This is a genomic window from Pseudomonas sp. IT-93MI4, assembly GCF_949767635.1.
Lineage (GTDB): Bacteria > Pseudomonadota > Gammaproteobacteria > Pseudomonadales > Pseudomonadaceae > Aquipseudomonas > Aquipseudomonas putida_A.
Genome location: NZ_CATKPP010000033.1, coordinates 394,422 through 410,971, shown reverse-complemented (window position 1 = coordinate 410,971; position 16,550 = coordinate 394,422). Strand labels below are relative to the sequence as shown.

The window sequence follows — 16,550 nt, the reverse complement described above, 5'->3', positions numbered from 1 at the left end:
CTGGGCGCCAACACAGTCGGCGTTGAAGGAATCGGTATGCAGTTGGATCCCGCTAGCGGGTGGTGTCACGGGGTACAGATCTGCCCATCGCCCAACTTCAATGAACGCCCTGCGGGCGAAATCTCCCTGTTGGTGATCCACAACATCAGCCTGCCGCCGGCGCAGTTCGCCACCGGCAAGGTGCAGGAATTTTTCCAGAATCGTCTGGATGTCACCGAGCATCCCTATTTTGCAGGGATTGCCGACCTGCGCGTCTCGGCGCATTTTCTGATCGAACGTGACGGCACCGTCACCCAGTTTGTCTCCTGTCTTGAGCGGGCGTGGCATGCTGGCGTGTCGATGTTCGAAGGTCGGGAAACCTGTAACGATTTTTCCGTGGGCATCGAGCTCGAAGGCACTGATGATCTGCCCTTTACCGATGCGCAGTATCAGGCGCTGATCACGTTGACGCGTCAGCTGCAAACAGCATTTCCGGCTATCACCGGCGCCCGTATCTGCGGGCACAGCGACATCGCACCCGGGCGCAAGACCGATCCTGGCCCGGCATTCGACTGGGCGCGTTACCGCGCAGCCCTGGCACAAGAGGAAGGACAATGAGTTTTCTGGTGTTACTGCTGGCGGTCTGGATCGAGAAATTCTCGGCCCTGCGCCATCGGGTTCAACGCGATGGCGGATGGATCCGCGAACTGCACAAACTCGAAACCAGCGCGCGCCTGGCCCAGCGACCATGGCTGGTGCTGACGATTCTGGTGTTGCTGCCGGTGGCGCTGCTTGCCTTGTTGCTGGTGGTACTGGAACCCGTCGCTTACGGCTTGCTGGCGCTGCCGGTGCATTTGCTGGTGGTGATTTATGCGCTGGGGCGCGGTGATCTGCTCGGCGGCCTCGGGCCGTTTCGTGACGCCTGGCGCCGTGAAGACCTCCAAGCCGCCGCGCATGTGGCCAAGCGTGATCTGGATATTTGCGCCGACAGTGGTGAGCAATTGCTGGATCGGGTCCAAGGGCACCTGTTGTGGCAGGCCTATCAAAGTTTCTTCGCGGTGATCTTCTGGTACTTCGTGCTCGGTCCGGTCGCGGCGCTGGCTTATCGCTTGCTCGCATTGGCGGAAGAACACAGCCAGAACCCGGCGCTCGCCGAACGTGCCGGACAGTTACGTCACGCCTTTGACTGGTTGCCAGTGCGCTTGCTCGCCGCCAGTCTGGCTCTGGTCGGCAATTTCGTCGCGGTCAGCCGGGTGATGTTGCATGAGCTGCTGAACTGGAACATCAGCGCCGCGCAGCTGATCAACAAGGTCGGGCTGGTAGCGGGTGAGATCCCGCCGCCGGTAGTCGGCCCTGAAGGCATCAACACCCTCGACTGCCTGTGGGAACTGCTGCTGCGCGCGGCGGTGCTGTGGTATGCCGGGTTTGCCTTGTGGACAGTCTTGATCCACTGATACTCGCCCGTGAAATTCATTGTGGTGAGGGGATTTATCCCCGATGGGGCGCGCAGCGGCCCCAATATCTTAATGGGGCTGCTGCGCAGCCCATCGGGGATAAATCCCCTCGCCACAGGTCAGTGACCGGCGCAGCGTAGTCGTTAACCTTAAGTTACAAAACCTCTCCCCGATTTGAGCTATACAGAGACAGCGCCCGATAGTGGCTTTCTGCTGTCGCCCCGCGCCTGCCAATAAAAACAAGAAAAGCCAAGGGAGACTTCCAGTGAAGAGCTTGCTCTATCCCGCCGTCTCGCTGATGAACCGTCTGAGCTTCGGCATGAAGTTCAGCTTGATCAGCGTGCTGTTCCTGGTGCCGATGCTGGTGACCAATTTTTATCTGGTGCGCGATTCCTATCGCGAATTCCAGGGCACCCGGGTCGAATTGCAGAGCCTCGATCTGCTGGGCAGCAGCCTGAGCCTGCGCCGGGATCTGGAAACGCTGAACAATCTGGTGCAGATCAACGTCACCCTCGGCCAGTCCGGCAAAGCCGACAACCTCGAAGCGCAGATCAACAGACTGGAACAAACCGTACTGGCGCGCTTGCAAGCTCTGCAGGCGATGACCGACGATCCCGAACAGATCAAACTGTTCGACGGCAAACGCGATGAAATGATCAGCGCGTTCAAGGCTCAACAGGCGGAAAGCTCCCTGCAAAGCAAAAGCGCGATGATCGGCAAACTGCTCGGCAATGCGCAGATCTTCAGCCAGATCGTCACCAGTCAGGCCGGTCTGAGCCGCGACAACCAGAGCGACATCCGTCAGCTCAGCGATCTGCTCACCAACATCACTCCGGCCGTGACCCAGACTCTCGGCGAAGGTCGGGCCATCGGTTCGTATTCGTTGGGGCAGGGCTTTCTCAACAGTTCGTCGAGCAGCCGTTTCGACGAGTTGCTGGCGCAGATCGAAAAGCTCCAGGCTGAATACGCGTTGAAACTGCAGGACGCCCTCGACTCCAGCCAGGCCGCGCGCGCCAGTCTCAGCGCGCCGGCCGACAGCAGCAAGGCTTCGCTCAAACAGGCCAGTGAACTGTTTGAGGCGAAAGTCGTGGTGGCCGAGACCCTCGATACCCCGTGGCAGGCGTTCTACGATCAGGTCACCGGGCTGATGGCGCAGACCTACCAGCTCAATGACGCGACCCTGAAATTCCTCGATACCCAACTGCAGCAGCGCCTGGCGCAAAACCGCACGCACATGGTGTTGCAGGCGGTGGCGCTGGCGGTGGTGTTCGTGCTGATTTTCTATCTCTACGGCGGGTTCTACGCCTCGACTCGCACCACGCTCAAGCGCCTGGGCGCGATGATGGACAAGGTCGCGGCCGGTGACATGACGGTCAATTTCAAGGCCAACAGTCGCGATGAACTCGGCGAGTTGGGTGAGGTGTTCAACGGCACCGTGAGGAAAATCCACGACCTGATCGAACGAGTCGGGCAGACCGTGGCTGAGGTCGAGCGCCAGGCCGGGCAGGTGGAAACTGTTTCCGCGCAAAGCAATCAGGCGGTGGCCGGGCAGCGCACGCAGATCGAGCAAGTGGCGACCGCGATGAACCAGATGTCGGCGACCTCGCTGGAAGTTGCACGCAGCGCAGCGGCAGCGGTGAGCAGCGCGCACAGCGTCAACGATGAAACCGTCAGCGGTCGCACACTGGTGGAGTCGCAGCAGGGCAGCATTGCTGCGCTGGCCAGTGAGATCGATCAATCGGTGCTGGTGATCAACCAGTTGGCCAGCGACAGCCAGTCGATCAGCCGCGTGCTGGAAGTGATCAAGAGCATTGCCGAACAGACCAACTTGCTGGCGCTCAACGCCGCCATCGAAGCAGCCCGGGCCGGCGAGCAGGGCCGGGGATTTGCGGTGGTGGCGGACGAAGTGCGTACGTTGGCCAAGCGCACCCAGCAATCGACCGAAGAAATCGAGCAGATGATCGCCAGACTGCATGGCGGCGTGGGCGCTGCGGTGAAGGCCATGGGCATTAGCCATCAGATGGCCAACGGCACGGTCGGGCAGTCGGAAAAGGTCCAGCAGGCGCTGGAAAACATCCTCGGCGCGGTAGGCATGATCGTCGACCAGAACCAGCAGATCGCTGCCGCCGTGGAGCAACAGACTGCGGTGGCCCATGACATCGACCAGAACATCGTCGAGATCAATCGCGCTGGCGAGCGCACGGCCCAAGGGGCGCACCAGACGGAGGAAGCCAGCCGAGCGTTGTCAGCGCAGGTGGTGGAACTGAAACAGCTGATCAGCGCGTTCCGCGTCTGATCGAGCGCGAATGCTGTAGGAGTGAGCGTGCTCGCGATAACGGTGTGTCAGTCAACTCAATGGTTGGCTGATACACCGTTATCGCGAGCAGGCTCACTCCTACAAGGGCGGTAATGTCAGAACATTTTGTAATGCATTGATGCTTACGCTTGTAAGCCAATTCCTGTTTTCTTTCGACGGCTGGCTTTTCGTCATTAATGAGCCAGTATCCGAGTTCTGCTGATTGCGTCGAGGAGGCCGCTCATGTCCGTTGCAACCCTGGGAATCCAGGGCCGTTGTGCTCATTGCCAAACCCTACAGGTACTCAAACCCTGGCAACTCAACGCCATCGCAATCAACGAACCGTTCACTTGCGCGCACTGCCAGGAAGCTCTGGAGCTGCGCTGCCCTAAACAGATCAAACGCTTCAAGTCCCTCGATTCGCTGGGATTGCTGCGCTTCAGCGCGTCGGTAACCGTGTGCACTGCGCTGCTGGTGGCGTTGGTCATGGAATGGATCGGGCTGCTCAGCGTGACTGAACAGTTGAATGCGTCGTTGATCGTGATTTTTATCTACTTCGCACTGGCACGCTTTGTTCGTCAACGTCAGCACATGACCTTGATTCTCGAAGCGGCCAAGGTCCACGGCGACTGATTACCAACCGAACACTTCGCAGCTGTTGGCGGTGCTGGCGGCGGCCAATTGTTCCGGGCTGATCTTCATCAGTTCGGCGAGCGCCGCACAGATCGCCGGCAAGTGCGTCGGTGTATTGCGTACTCCGGGAAACATTGCCGGCGCCATGTCCGGAGAGTCGGTCTCGAGCACGATCGAATCCAGCGGCAGATCCGCCAGCACCCGATGCATGCGCAACGCCTGCGGCCAGGTTGGCGCGCCGCCCAGACCCAGTTTGAAACCGAGCTTGATGTATTCGCGTGCTTCTTCGCGGCTGCCGGCGAACGCGTGGATGATGCCCGCGCGCTTGAGCTTAAAGCGCTTGAGCGTGGCGATCACCGCGGCGTGGCTGCGGCGCACGTGGATCAGCGCCGGCAGTTCGAAGTCTGCCGCCAGTTGCAGCTGCGCGTCGAACAGCGCCTGCTGGCGTTCGCGGTCGAGGGTCTCGATGAAGTAATCCAGGCCGATCTCGCCCACCGCACACAGTTGCCGATGGCCGCGCAGCCGCGTCAGCCAGTCGCCGAGTGCGCGTAGATCTTCGGGTTGATGCTGATCGAGGTACACCGGGTGCAGACCAAATGCTGCGTACAGATCCGCATCGCTCTGCACCAGCTCCCATACCCGCTGCCAATTGCCCTGATAAACCCCCAGCACCACCATCCGCCGCACCCCGAGGGCGCGGCTTTCGGCGAGCAACGCCGAGCGATCGGCGTCGAAGTCGGGGAAGTCGAGGTGGGTGTGGCTGTCGATCAGCTCCACGGTTCAGTCCCGATGAATACGCTGCTTGAAGGTCCGCGCGATGGCCTGCACGCCAGGCTTGTATTGCGATTGCTCGACGGCGGCCAGCGCCAGTTCCAGCGCCTTGTCGGCGATCAACTGGTGCTGCTGGGCCATGGCGTTGACCGGCAGCGGCAGGAAGTCCAGCAACTGCGTGTCACCGAAGGTGCCCAGGCGCAGCGGCCGGGATTTGAGCGGGAAGTCATGCAGCGCATCGAACACGCCCTGCAACAGCACGTAGGAAGTAGTCACCAGCGCATCCGGCAAATGCCCCAGGCGTTGCAGGAGTTCTTCCATCAATTGCTTGCCGCATTCGCGGCTGAAGGACTCGGCGTGCTCGATCAGCACTTCGCCTTTGAACTCGACCAGCGCCTGCTTGAAGCCCGCCGCACGTTCCTGACTGATGCTCAGCTCCGGACGCGCGCCGAGCAGCACGATCTGTTTCGGCTGCGGATCGAGCAGGCTCTGGGTCAGGTGCAGGCTGGCTTCGCGGTCATCACTGATCACCGAGCAGAAGTGCTCGGGTTCCATGACCCGGTCGATGGCGATGATCGGCAAGCCCTTGGCCTGCAACTGGCGGTAGCTGTCGTCACCGGCCGGCAGGCAACTGGCGACGATCAGCGCATCGCAACGGCGCGCCTTGAACAGTTGCAGCAACTGGCGCTCGCTGTCCGGCGCATCGTCGGAGCTCGCAATCAGTAACTGATAACCCCGCGCCCGCGCGCCTTGCTCCAGCAGTTTGGCGATCCGCGCGTAACTGGGGTTTTCCAGATCCGGCAGAATAAAGCCCAGCGTGCGGGTGTGCCGACTGCGCAACCCGGCCGCTTGCGGGTTGGGGGTGAAGCCGTGCTGTTCGACGACCGCACGCACCCGCTCGACCGTGGCGTTGCTGATGCGTTGCTGTTCGGCCTTGCCGTTGATGACGTAGCTGGCGGTGGTCACGGACACTCCGGCCAACCGCGCGATATCACTGAGTTTCAACCCGGGATTTCCTTGTTTTTTCGAGCTTGCCGCCACATTTTCGCCAATCCTACCCGATTCGGGCAGACGACTATTGTCGCAGCGCATCCGACAAGTTGGACTTCAAGGATGAGACATTATCGAGTAACGTGCCGATCAATCTAGATTAAACGTTTCAGCAAGCGTATTTTCTACGTTTTAGACGCCTTTGGCCGGTTCTGCCGTGAAACCGCCAAAACTGCCGCTGAAAAGCAGGTTGACCAGCGCCTAAGCTGTGACCATTCAAAACAATATCCTGGCGCATCCATGTGCCAAAAAGGAGATCGCATGCTCGAGCTCACTATAGAGCAGATATCCATGGGCCAATCGGCTGTGGATAAACCCGCCGCCCTGCAATTGCTTGCCCATCATCTGGTGGCCGATGGCCTGGTCGCCGATGGCTACCTCGCTGGATTGCAGGCCCGGGAAGCCCAGGGCTCGACCTTTCTCGGCCAGGGTATCGCCATCCCCCACGGCACCCCGGAGACCCGCGATCAGGTATTCGCCACCGGCGTGCGGCTGATGCAGTTTCCCGAGGGCGTGGATTGGGGCGATGGCCAGATCGTTTACCTGGCGATCGGCATCGCCGCCAAATCCGACGAACACCTGCGTCTGCTGCAACTGCTGACCCGCGCCCTCGGCGAGACCGATCTGGGTCAGGCCCTGCGTCGCGCCAGCTCGCCGGAAGCGCTGCTGAAACTGCTGCAAGGCGCGCCACAGGAACTGGCGCTGGATGCGCAGATGATCGGCCTCGGCGTGTCGGCTGACGATTTCGAAGAACTGGTCTGGCGTGGCGCGCGTCTGCTGCGGCAGGCCGATTGCGTGAGCAACGGGTTTGCCGGCGTGTTGCAGCAAGTCGAGGCGCTGCCGCTGGGCGATGGCCTGTGGTGGCTGCACAGCGAGCAAACCGTGAAGCGCCCGGGGCTGGCGTTCGTCACCCCGGACAAACCGATGCGCTACCTCGGGCAGCCGCTCAGCGGTCTGTTTTGTCTGGCCAGTCTGGGTGAGGCGCATCAGGCGCTGCTCGAACGTCTGTGCGCGCTGCTCATCGAAGGACGCGGTCATGAATTGGGCCGCGCCACCAGCAGCCGCAAAGTCCTTGAAGTGCTCGGCGGCGAACTGCCGGCCGATTGGCCGAGCGCACGTATTGCCCTGGCCAACGCCCACGGTTTGCATGCACGTCCGGCGAAGATTCTTGCGCAACTGGCGAAGAGTTTTGACGGTGAAATCCGCGTGCGCATCGTCGACAGCGCGGACAGCGCCGTGTCGGTAAAAAGCTTGAGCAAGCTGCTGAGTCTCGGCGCCCGTCGTGGTCAGGTGCTGGAGTTGATCGCCGAACCGAGCATCGCCGCCGACGCCTTGCCGGCGCTGCTGGCCGCTATCGAAGAAGGCCTCGGCGAAGAAGTCGAACCGTTGCCGGCCGTGAGTCAGCAACGCGAAGCCATCGCTGATATCGCCGAAGTGCTGATCGCCCCGGCGTCCGGCGCGCAGTTGCAGGCGATCCCTGCTGCACCGGGCATCGCCATTGGCCCAGCGCACATTCAGGTGCAACAGGCTATCGATTACCCGTTGCGCGGCGAGTCTGCCGCCATCGAGCGCGAGCGCCTCAAGCAAGCGTTGAGCGATGTGCGCAGTGACATTCAGGGCCTGATCGAACGCAGCAAGGCTAAAGCCATCCGCGAGATCTTTATCACCCACCAGGAAATGCTCGACGACCCGGAACTGACCGACGAAGTCGACACCCGTCTCAAGCAAGGCGAAAGCGCCGAAGCGGCGTGGATGGCGGTGATTGAAGCAGCGGCCAAACAACAGGAATCGCTGCAGGACGCGTTGCTCGCCGAGCGGGCGGCGGACCTGCGTGACATCGGGCGCCGGGTGCTGGCGCAACTTTGCGGTGTGCAGACGCCGAACGAGCCGGAGCAGCCATACATTCTGGTGATGGACGAAGTCGGCCCATCCGACGTGGCGCGGCTCGATCCGGCCCGAGTTGCAGGGATTCTCACCGCGCGCGGCGGCGCCACCGCGCACAGTGCAATCGTCGCCCGTGCTCTCGGGATTCCTGCGCTGGTCGGAGCTGGCGCTGCGGTGTTGCTGCTGGAACCGGGCACGCCGTTGCTGCTCGACGGCCAGCGCGGTCGCCTGCACGTCGACGCCGATGCCGCGACCCTGCAACGTGCCGCCGAAGAACGCGACACCCGCGAGCAGCGTCTCAAGGCTGCCGCCGAACAACGCCATCAACCGGCGCACACCACTGACGGTCACGCCGTGGAAGTGTTCGCCAACATCGGTGAAAGCGCCGGCGTTACCGCTGCGGTCGAGCAGGGCGCCGAAGGTATTGGCCTGCTGCGCACCGAACTGATTTTCATGGCCCACCCGCAGGCGCCGGACGAAGCCACTCAGGAAGCCGAATACCGCCGCGTTCTCGATGGCCTCGCCGGGCGACCGCTGGTGGTGCGCACCCTTGATGTCGGCGGCGACAAACCGCTGCCATATTGGCCGATCGCCAAGGAGGAAAACCCGTTCCTCGGCGTGCGCGGCATTCGCCTGACCTTGCAGCGTCCACAGGTCATGGAAGCGCAATTGCGCGCCTTGCTGCGTTCGGCGGATAACCGGCCGCTGCGGATCATGTTCCCGATGGTCGGCAGCGTCGAAGAATGGCGTCAGGCCCGCGACATGACCGAGCGCTTGCGCCTGGAAATCCCGGTCGCTGATCTGCAACTGGGGATCATGATCGAAGTACCGTCCGCCGCATTGCTGGCGCCGGTATTGGCCAAGGAAGTCGACTTCTTCAGCGTCGGTACCAACGACCTGACGCAATACACCCTGGCCATCGACCGTGGTCACCCGACACTCTCGGCCCAGGCTGACGGCCTGCACCCGGCGGTGCTGCAACTGATCGACATCACCGTGCGCGCCGCACATACCCATGGCAAATGGGTCGGCGTGTGCGGCGAGCTGGCGGCAGATCCGCTGGCGGTGCCGGTGCTGGTCGGCCTCGGTGTCGATGAGCTGAGCGTGTCCGGTCGCAGCATCGCCGAGGTCAAGGCGCGCATCCGCGAACTCAGCCTGACCCAGGCGCAAACCCTTGCTCAACAAGCCCTCACCGTGGGCAGCGCGAACGAAGTGCGTGCATTAGTGGAGGCCCTGTAATGGCCAAGATTCTCACCCTGACCCTCAACCCGGCGCTGGACCTCACGGTCGAGCTGCCACGCCTGGAGGCCGGTCAGGTCAACCGCAGCGACGAGATGCACACCCACGCCGCCGGCAAAGGCGTGAACGTCGCCCAGGTACTCGCAGACCTCGGGCATCAACTGACGGTCAGCGGCTTTCTCGGCGAAGACAATCTGCAAGCCTTCGAGACTTTGTTCGCCAAGCGCGGCTTTGTCGATGCGTTCATTCGCGTGCCGGGGGAGACGCGCAGCAACATCAAGGTCGCCGAGCACGACGGGCGCATCACCGACATCAACGGCCCGGGGCCGGTGGTCGACGCGACGGCGCAGCAGGCGTTGCTTGAGCGTCTGCTGCAGATCGCTCCGGGGCATGACGCGGTGGTGGTCGCCGGCAGTCTGCCGCGTGGCGTCAGCGCGCAGTGGTTGCGTGAGTTGATCGAACGCCTGAACGGTCTCGGCCTGAAAGTCGCCCTCGACAGCAGTGGCGAAGCTTTGCGCGCGGCCATTGAAGGGCGTCCGTGGCTGATCAAGCCGAATACTGAAGAACTCGCCGATGCGCTCGATTGCGATGTGGTTTCGCACGCCGCCGAAGCTCAGGCTGCGGCGTGCCTGCACGCCAAGGGTATCGAGCACGTGGTGATCTCCCATGGCGCCGACGGTGTGAACTGGTTCAGCGTCGGCTCGGCGCTGCATGCCACGCCGCCGAAGGTGACTGTTGCCAGCACGGTAGGGGCCGGTGACTCGTTGCTGGCCGGCATGCTCCACGGTCTGCTCAGTGCCGATACGCCCGAGCAGACCCTGCGCACGGCCACGGCGATTGCCGCGATGGCGGTGACGCAGATCGGTTTCGGCATCAACGATGCGGCGCAACTGGCGCAGCTCGAACAGGGCGTACGCGTGCGTCCCCTGACAGAACAATAAGAGGGTTTGTCATGAAATTAGCCATTGTCACGGCCTGCCCGAACGGCATGGTCACCAGTGTGCTGTGCGCCCGTCTGCTGGACGCGGCGGCCCAGCGTCAGGGCTGGAGCACCAGCGTTGAAGTGGTCGATGCGGCGCACCCGGAACGTGAATTGTCGGCCGCCACCATTGAGGCGGCGGAGTGGGTGTTGCTGGTCGCCACCGGTGATGTCGACATGCGCCGTTTCGTCGGCAAGCGCGTGTTCCGCATCGCCCCGGCGCAAGCGCTGCAGGATGTCGAAGCGGTGCTGCGCCGTGGTGCGCAAGAGGCCGAAGTTTACCTCGCCAGCGAAGCCGTCCCGGTTGCCGCTGCGCCACGTGCGCCACGCATCGTCGCCATCACTGCGTGCCCGACGGGTGTTGCCCACACCTTCATGGCGGCCGAGGCGTTGCAGCAGACGGCCAAGCGTCTGGGCTATGAACTGCACGTCGAAACCCAAGGCTCGGTCGGCGCGAAAACCCCGCTCAGCGCAACGGCGATTGCCGAGGCTGACGTGGTGTTGCTGGCGGCCGACATCGAAGTCGCCACCGAGCGTTTCGCCGGCAAGAAAATCTACCGTTGCGGCACCGGCATTGCCCTCAAGCAATCCGAAGCGACACTGAAAAAAGCCCTCGCCGAAGCTCAGGTCGAGAGCGCTGCGAGCGACGGCAAGGCGCCGGCCAAGCAAGAGAAAACCGGGGTTTACAAACACCTGCTGACCGGTGTCTCGTTCATGCTGCCGATGGTGGTGGCCGGTGGTCTGATGATCGCGCTGTCGTTCGTCTTCGGCATCACCGCGTTCAAGGAAGAAGGCACGCTGGCGGCAGCGCTGATGCAGATCGGCGGCGAAACCGCGTTCAAGCTGATGGTGCCGCTGCTCGCCGGGTACATTGCCTACTCGATCGCCGACCGCCCGGGCCTGGCGCCGGGGATGATTGGTGGCTTGCTCGCCAGCACGCTGGGGGCAGGGTTTATCGGCGGGATCGTCGCCGGGTTTATCGCCGGTTATGCGGCCAAGGCCATCAGTCGTTATGTGGCATTGCCGCAGAGCCTCGAAGCGCTGAAACCGATTCTGATCATTCCGTTGTTCGCCAGCCTGATCACCGGTCTGGTGATGATTTACGTGGTCGGTAAACCGGTCGCCGGGATGCTCGCGGCGCTGACGCATTTTCTCGACAGCATGGGCACCACCAACGCGATCCTGCTCGGCGTGTTGCTCGGCGGCATGATGTGCGTCGACCTTGGTGGACCGATCAACAAAGCCGCGTATGCCTTCTCGGTGGGGCTGCTGGCTTCGCAGAGTTACGCGCCGATGGCCGCGACCATGGCCGCCGGCATGGTGCCGCCAATTGGGCTGGGCATTGCCACTTTCATTGCTCGCCGCAAGTTTGCCCAGACCGAGCGCGAGGCCGGTAAAGCGGCGCTGGTGCTGGGGCTGTGCTTCATCTCCGAAGGGGCGATTCCGTTTGCCGCGAAAGACCCGCTGCGAGTGATTCCGGCGAGCATCGCCGGTGGTGCATTGACCGGCGCGTTGTCGATGTACTTCGGCTGCAAACTGATGGCGCCGCACGGTGGCTTGTTTGTGCTGGCGATCCCGAATGCGATCAATCATGCGTTGCTGTATCTGCTGGCGATTGTCGCGGGGAGTCTGTTGACTGCTGTTGTCTATGCGACGGTCAAGCGTCCGGAAGCCGTTGAGTTGGCGATGGAACCGGCGAAGGCCTGACGGGCAACGCAGATCCCCTGTGGGAGCGAGCCTGCTCGCGAATGCAATCTGCCAGCGACATGTATGTTGACTGGCACATCGCTTTCGCGAGCAGGCTCGCTCCCACAATGGTTAGTGGTGTCATGGCGAGTTCATATAGCCGTGCTTAAGTTTTCCTTTTTTCAGGGAGAACACGCATGAGCGATTTCAATATCGGTCGCCGACGGGTCATGCAGGTGGTCGGTGCCGGGCTGCTGATGCCGGGGCTGGCGCCGGCGGTGATTGCGTCGGTCAAGGATCGGCCGCAACTCACCGACGGCGTGCAGTCCGGCGACTTGCAAGGCGACCGCGCGATGATCTGGAGCCGCAGCGATCGCCCGGCACGGATGGTGGTCGAGTGGGACACCCGTAGCCAGTTTCGCCACCCGCGCCGAGTAGTCTCGGCACTGGCCGATGCGCGCACCGACTTCACCGCCCGCGTCGAACTCACCGGGCTGCCCGCTGATCAGGCGATTTTCTACCGGGTGTATTTCAAGGACGTACAATCCGGCGTCGCCAGCGAGCCGTGGCTCGGCCATTTGCGCAGCGCTCCGAAGGCGCGGCGCAATATCCGTTTCGTCTGGAGTGGCGACACCGTCGGCCAGGGCTTCGGCATCAACCCGGACATCGGCGGCATGCGCATCTACGAATCCATGCGCCTGCGCCTGCCGGACTTCTTTATCCACAGCGGCGACACCATCTACGCCGACGGCCCGGTGCCGGCGCAACTGACCACCGAAGGTGGACGTATCTGGCGCAACCTCACCACTGAGGCCAAGAGCAAAGTCGCGCAGACCCTTGACGATTATCGCGGCAACTACCGCTACAACCTGATGGACGAAAACATCCGCCGCTTCAACGCCGAAGTACCGCAGATCTGGCAGTGGGACGACCACGAAGTGGTCAACAACTGGTCGCCGGGCAAGCAGCTCGACGAACGTTATCAGGAAAAAGATATCCACACCCTGGTCGGCCGTGCACGCAAGGCCTGGCTGGAATATTCGCCGATGCGTTTGCAGGCGGCCGACGGCGGCGGGCGAATTTATCGCAAGCTCAGCTACGGGTCGATGCTCGATGTGTTCGTGCTCGACATGCGCAGCTATCGCGGGGCCAACGACGACAACCTCGGCGCGGCCAAACCGTTTTTGGGGCGTGAGCAACTGGACTGGCTCAAGCGTGGCTTGAAGCATTCCAAGGCGCAGTGGAAGGTAATCGCCGCCGACATGCCGATCGGCCTCGGCGTGCCTGACGGTGAAGTCAGCCCGGGTGTGGCGCGCTGGGAGGCGGTGGCCAACGGTGATCCCGGCCCGGCTCAGGGACGAGAGCTGGAAGTCGCCGAGTTGCTCGGTTTTCTGCGCGCGCAGCAGGTGCGCAATTTCGTGTTTCTCACGGCGGACGTGCATTACTGTGCGGCGCATCACTACCACCCGGACCGCGCGGCGTTTCAGGACTTCGAACCGTTCTGGGAGTTTGTCGCCGGGCCATTGAATGCCGGGAGTTTCGGGCCTAATCCGCTGGACAAGACCTTCGGCCCGGAAGTGGTGTTCCAGAAGGCCCCACCCACGCAGAACGCTTCACCGTTTGCCGGCTTTCAGTTCTTTGGCGAGGTGAACATCGAAGGGCAGAGCGGGGAGATGAGTGTGGTGTTGCGGGATTTGAATGGGGTAGCGGTTTTCGAGCAGAAATTGCAGCCAGTTTAGACGCTGAGAACCTGTGGGAGCGGGCTTGCTCGCGAAGACGGTGTGTCAGCGAAGTCGATATCGACTGGCACGGCGCCTTCGCGAGCAAGCCCGCTCCCACTGGGTAATGATGGGTGTCAGTACACGTCGCGGCGATAGCGGCCCTGTTCGATCAGACGTTCGACTTCGGTGGTACCGAGGATGTCGTTGAGTGCCTGATCGACGCCGGCGGCCATGCCCTGCAGGCTGCCGCAGATGTAGATCACCGCACCGTCAGCCAGCCATTTCTTCAGTTCGTCAGCGGATTCGCGCAGACGATCCTGCACGTAAATCTTTTGCGCCTGATCCCGCGAAAACGCCAGGTCCAGCCGCGCCAGATCACCATTGATCAACCACTCTTCCAGCTCCGCCCGGCAGAGGAAATCGTGCTGACGATTGCGCTCGCCGAACAGCAGCCAGTGACGCTGCTGACCGTCGGCGATGCGTGCCTTGAGCAGACTGCGCAACCCGGCGAGGCCGGTGCCGTTGCCCAGCAGAATCATCGGCACCGGTTCGTTCGGCAAGTGGAAGCCACTGTTGCGCCGCACGCGCAGGCTGATGCTGCCGCCCACGGGCGCATGCTCGGTCAGCCAGCCGGAGCCGATGCCGAGGCTGCCGTCGCTGTGTTGTTCCTGACGCACGATCAGTTCCAGCACGCCGTCGGCGGCAATCGAGGCGATCGAGTATTCGCGCATGGCCAGCGGCACCATCGCATCCACCAGCGCTTGTGCATGCAGGCCGACCAGATGCGCGCGATGCTCGGGCAACTGGCGGCTGGCGAGGGCGACTTCCAGTGGCTCTTCGAGGCCGTTGATCTTCACCGTGGTTTCGCCACGAATGCCGAGGCCGTCGAGGAAGTGTTCGATAGCCCACGGGCAGTTGCGCGGCAGCACTTCCACCAGATCACCGGCCAGCCAGCTGCTGGTGCTCGGCGCCCTCAGGCCCAGCAGGTACACCGGCGCGCCGCTGCTGTCGGGGTTCATCAGCTCGCGGCTGACCAGCGTCCAGTTGTCGTAGCTCGGCGCTTGCCAGGTGTCGACCGGCGCTTGCCCGGTCAACTGTCCGAGCTGGGTTTGCCAGTGACGCAGGGCGTAGGGGTCGCCGCTGTCGACTTCGACCGGGGCAAACAGGGTCTTGCCGCCGTGCTCGCCCAGCCACTGATGCAGGCGTCGGGCGAAGCCGCAGAAATTCTGGTACTGGCGGTCGCCGAGGCCCAACACCGCATAGTTCAGGCCGTCGAAGCTTGCAGCGTTGCTCAGCACTTTGCGCTCGAAACCACGCGCGCTGTCCGGTGCTTCGCCGTCGCCGAAGGTGCTGACCACGAACAGAGCGTTATTCGATTCACGCAGATCCTGCGCGCTGACGTTCGCCAGCGGCTGCACCTTCACCGGCAACCCGGCGGCTTGCAATTGCCCGGCGGTCTGCCACGCCAGTTGCTCGGCAAAACCGCTCTGGCTGGCGAAACCCACCAGCCATGCCGGTGTATCTGCGTTCGGTGCCTGAAGACCTTTGCGTGCGTCCTGAATCTGCTTTTTCTTGCGACGGCGATCCAGATACAGCAGCCATCCGGTGATGAAAAATAGCGGCATGCACACCGCCGCGAGAGTGACGATGATCCGTCCGACGAGGCCGAAATAGCTGCCGACGTGCAGCGCGTAAATGCTGGTCAACAGCTGCGCCTTGAAGCTCTTGTCAGCGTAGCGGTCGACACGTTTGACCACGCCGGTGGCCGGGTCGAGGGTGATCTGGTTCAGCGCGCGATCATGCGGCGAGCTGTCGAGCAGGTAGAACACGGTCGCTGGTTGCCCGGCCACAGGCGGCATGCGGATGTTGTAGGCCGACAGGCCCGGGCCGGCGGCGCTGTAGATGCTGCTCCACATCGCCGCATAGTCGGCGGTCGGTGCCGGACCTTCCGGCGCCGGCCCGCGACCGCCGCGCACACGCTCGTTTTGCGGCGTGTCGGAAAGCAGTCTGGTCAGGCCCTTGTTGTACCACTCGTACGACCAGGACAACCCGGTCAATGCCAGCAGCAGATACACCAGCAGGCACCAGGTGCCGGCCACCGAGTGCAGATCCCAGTTGAAGCTGCGGCCCTTTTTCTTCCAGTCGAGGGTCAGCCACACGCGCCAGCTGTTCCACTGGCGTGGCCAGCGCAGGTACAGCCCGGAGAGGCAGAAGAACACCAGGATTAGGGTGCAGGCGCCGGTGATGTTGCGCCCGGTATCGCCCATGGTGAGGAAGCGGTGCAATTGCAACATCAGGCCGAAGAAGTCTTGGCCCACGGCGTCGCCCATGAACTCGCCGGTGTACGGGTCGAAGTAGCGCATCTCGCCACGACGTTCGCCTTTGGGCGGGGTGAAGTAGACGCGTGCAGCGTTGCCGCTGTCGGTCTCGACCCAGAGCATCCCGACTTTCTTGCCGGAGTTCGCTTCGATGTGTTCCACCAGCTCGACGGGGGGCAGGACGCCAGCGACCTGTTTTTCCACCTGCAACACCGACGGGTTCAGTGCCCGCAGGATTTCGTCCTGGAACGAGTAGGCGGCACCGGTAATGCCCATCAGGGCCAGCACCAGCCCGGCAGTGATGCCGAAAAACCAGTGCAACTGGAACAGGGTTTTCTTCAACACGTCGCTCGCCTTGTCCGTTCGAAAATTGTCATCACGGCGCGCATTATGCCGTGGGTTGTCGAGAGCTTCTTTGATTACGCACAAAGGCCCCGTTCAATCTAATGAACGGGGCCGGATCTGCTGATTGCATTAACTGTGGGAGGGGGCTTGCTCCCGAATGCGTCGTGTCAGTCGATATCTATTTCACTGACACAT

General features: G+C 62.5%; 11 protein-coding genes and 1 pseudogene. 9 read left to right on the top strand and 3 right to left on the bottom strand.

What is annotated here, in order from left to right; all coding sequences use genetic code 11:
- Positions 1–36 precede the first annotated feature (36 nt).
- From ampD to ACM6I7_RS16405, 5 genes and pseudogenes are all read left to right on the top strand, one after another.
- The gene (gene ampD / locus ACM6I7_RS16425) at positions 37–597 is read left to right on the top strand and encodes a 1,6-anhydro-N-acetylmuramyl-L-alanine amidase AmpD (RefSeq protein WP_115988237.1); all 561 of its coding nucleotides are present in this window, start codon (positions 37–39) and stop codon (positions 595–597) included.
- Positions 594–1,433, top strand: coding sequence for a regulatory signaling modulator protein AmpE (ampE, locus tag ACM6I7_RS16420; RefSeq protein WP_183784699.1), 840 nt, complete (start codon positions 594–596; stop codon positions 1,431–1,433). Before ampD ends, ampE begins: the two co-directional genes overlap by 4 nt.
- Positions 1,434–1,731: 298 nt before the next feature.
- Positions 1,732–2,823: pseudogene (locus ACM6I7_RS16415) on the top strand (methyl-accepting chemotaxis protein); the annotation flags it as partial.
- Positions 2,800–3,729: a methyl-accepting chemotaxis protein gene (locus tag ACM6I7_RS16410; protein WP_414888909.1), complete on the top strand. Its 930-nt coding sequence runs from the start codon at positions 2,800–2,802 to the stop codon at positions 3,727–3,729. The pseudogene ACM6I7_RS16415 and the gene ACM6I7_RS16410, both read left to right, overlap by 24 nt.
- A 243-nt stretch (positions 3,730–3,972) precedes the next feature.
- On the top strand, positions 3,973–4,362 hold the full coding sequence (locus ACM6I7_RS16405; protein ID WP_336837775.1) for a hypothetical protein: 390 nt from the start codon (positions 3,973–3,975) through the stop codon (positions 4,360–4,362).
- On the opposite strand, the gene ACM6I7_RS16400 is transcribed toward ACM6I7_RS16405, so the two are convergent.
- Both ACM6I7_RS16400 and cra read right to left on the bottom strand, forming a co-directional pair.
- Positions 4,363–5,139, bottom strand: a complete 777-nt coding sequence (locus tag ACM6I7_RS16400) for a TatD family hydrolase (RefSeq protein ID WP_414888884.1) — start codon at positions 5,137–5,139, stop codon at positions 4,363–4,365. It lies immediately after the preceding gene.
- Between the two features lie 3 nt (positions 5,140–5,142).
- Positions 5,143–6,138, bottom strand: coding sequence for a catabolite repressor/activator (cra, locus tag ACM6I7_RS16395; protein WP_027610792.1), 996 nt, complete (start codon positions 6,136–6,138; stop codon positions 5,143–5,145).
- A 306-nt stretch (positions 6,139–6,444) separates the two neighbouring features.
- On the opposite strand from cra, the gene ptsP reads away from it, so the two are divergent.
- The 4 genes from ptsP (at position 6,445) to ACM6I7_RS16375 (ending at position 13,710) form a co-directional block, all read left to right on the top strand.
- On the top strand, positions 6,445–9,306 hold the full coding sequence (gene ptsP, locus ACM6I7_RS16390) for a phosphoenolpyruvate--protein phosphotransferase (protein WP_096795321.1): 2,862 nt from the start codon (positions 6,445–6,447) through the stop codon (positions 9,304–9,306).
- Entirely contained in the window at positions 9,306–10,247 is a 942-nt protein-coding gene (gene pfkB / locus ACM6I7_RS16385; protein ID WP_027610794.1) for a 1-phosphofructokinase, read from the top strand. The genes ptsP and pfkB overlap by 1 nt, the downstream gene beginning before the upstream one ends.
- 11 nt (positions 10,248–10,258) lie before the next feature.
- Positions 10,259–11,992: a PTS fructose-like transporter subunit IIB gene (locus ACM6I7_RS16380; protein ID WP_414888883.1), complete on the top strand. Its 1,734-nt coding sequence runs from the start codon at positions 10,259–10,261 to the stop codon at positions 11,990–11,992.
- Positions 11,993–12,168: 176 nt separating this feature from the next.
- Positions 12,169–13,710 carry an alkaline phosphatase D family protein gene (locus ACM6I7_RS16375; RefSeq protein WP_414888882.1) on the top strand — a complete coding sequence of 514 codons (1,542 nt, stop codon included), beginning with the start codon at positions 12,169–12,171 and terminating at the stop codon, positions 13,708–13,710.
- 116 nt (positions 13,711–13,826) lie between these two features.
- Here the strand turns inward: ACM6I7_RS16375 and ACM6I7_RS16370 are convergent, their stop codons facing one another.
- Positions 13,827–16,355 (bottom strand): PepSY domain-containing protein, encoded by a 2,529-nt coding sequence (locus tag ACM6I7_RS16370; RefSeq protein ID WP_414888881.1) that lies wholly within the window; start codon positions 16,353–16,355, stop codon positions 13,827–13,829.
- Between the last annotated feature and the right edge of the window lie 195 nt (positions 16,356–16,550).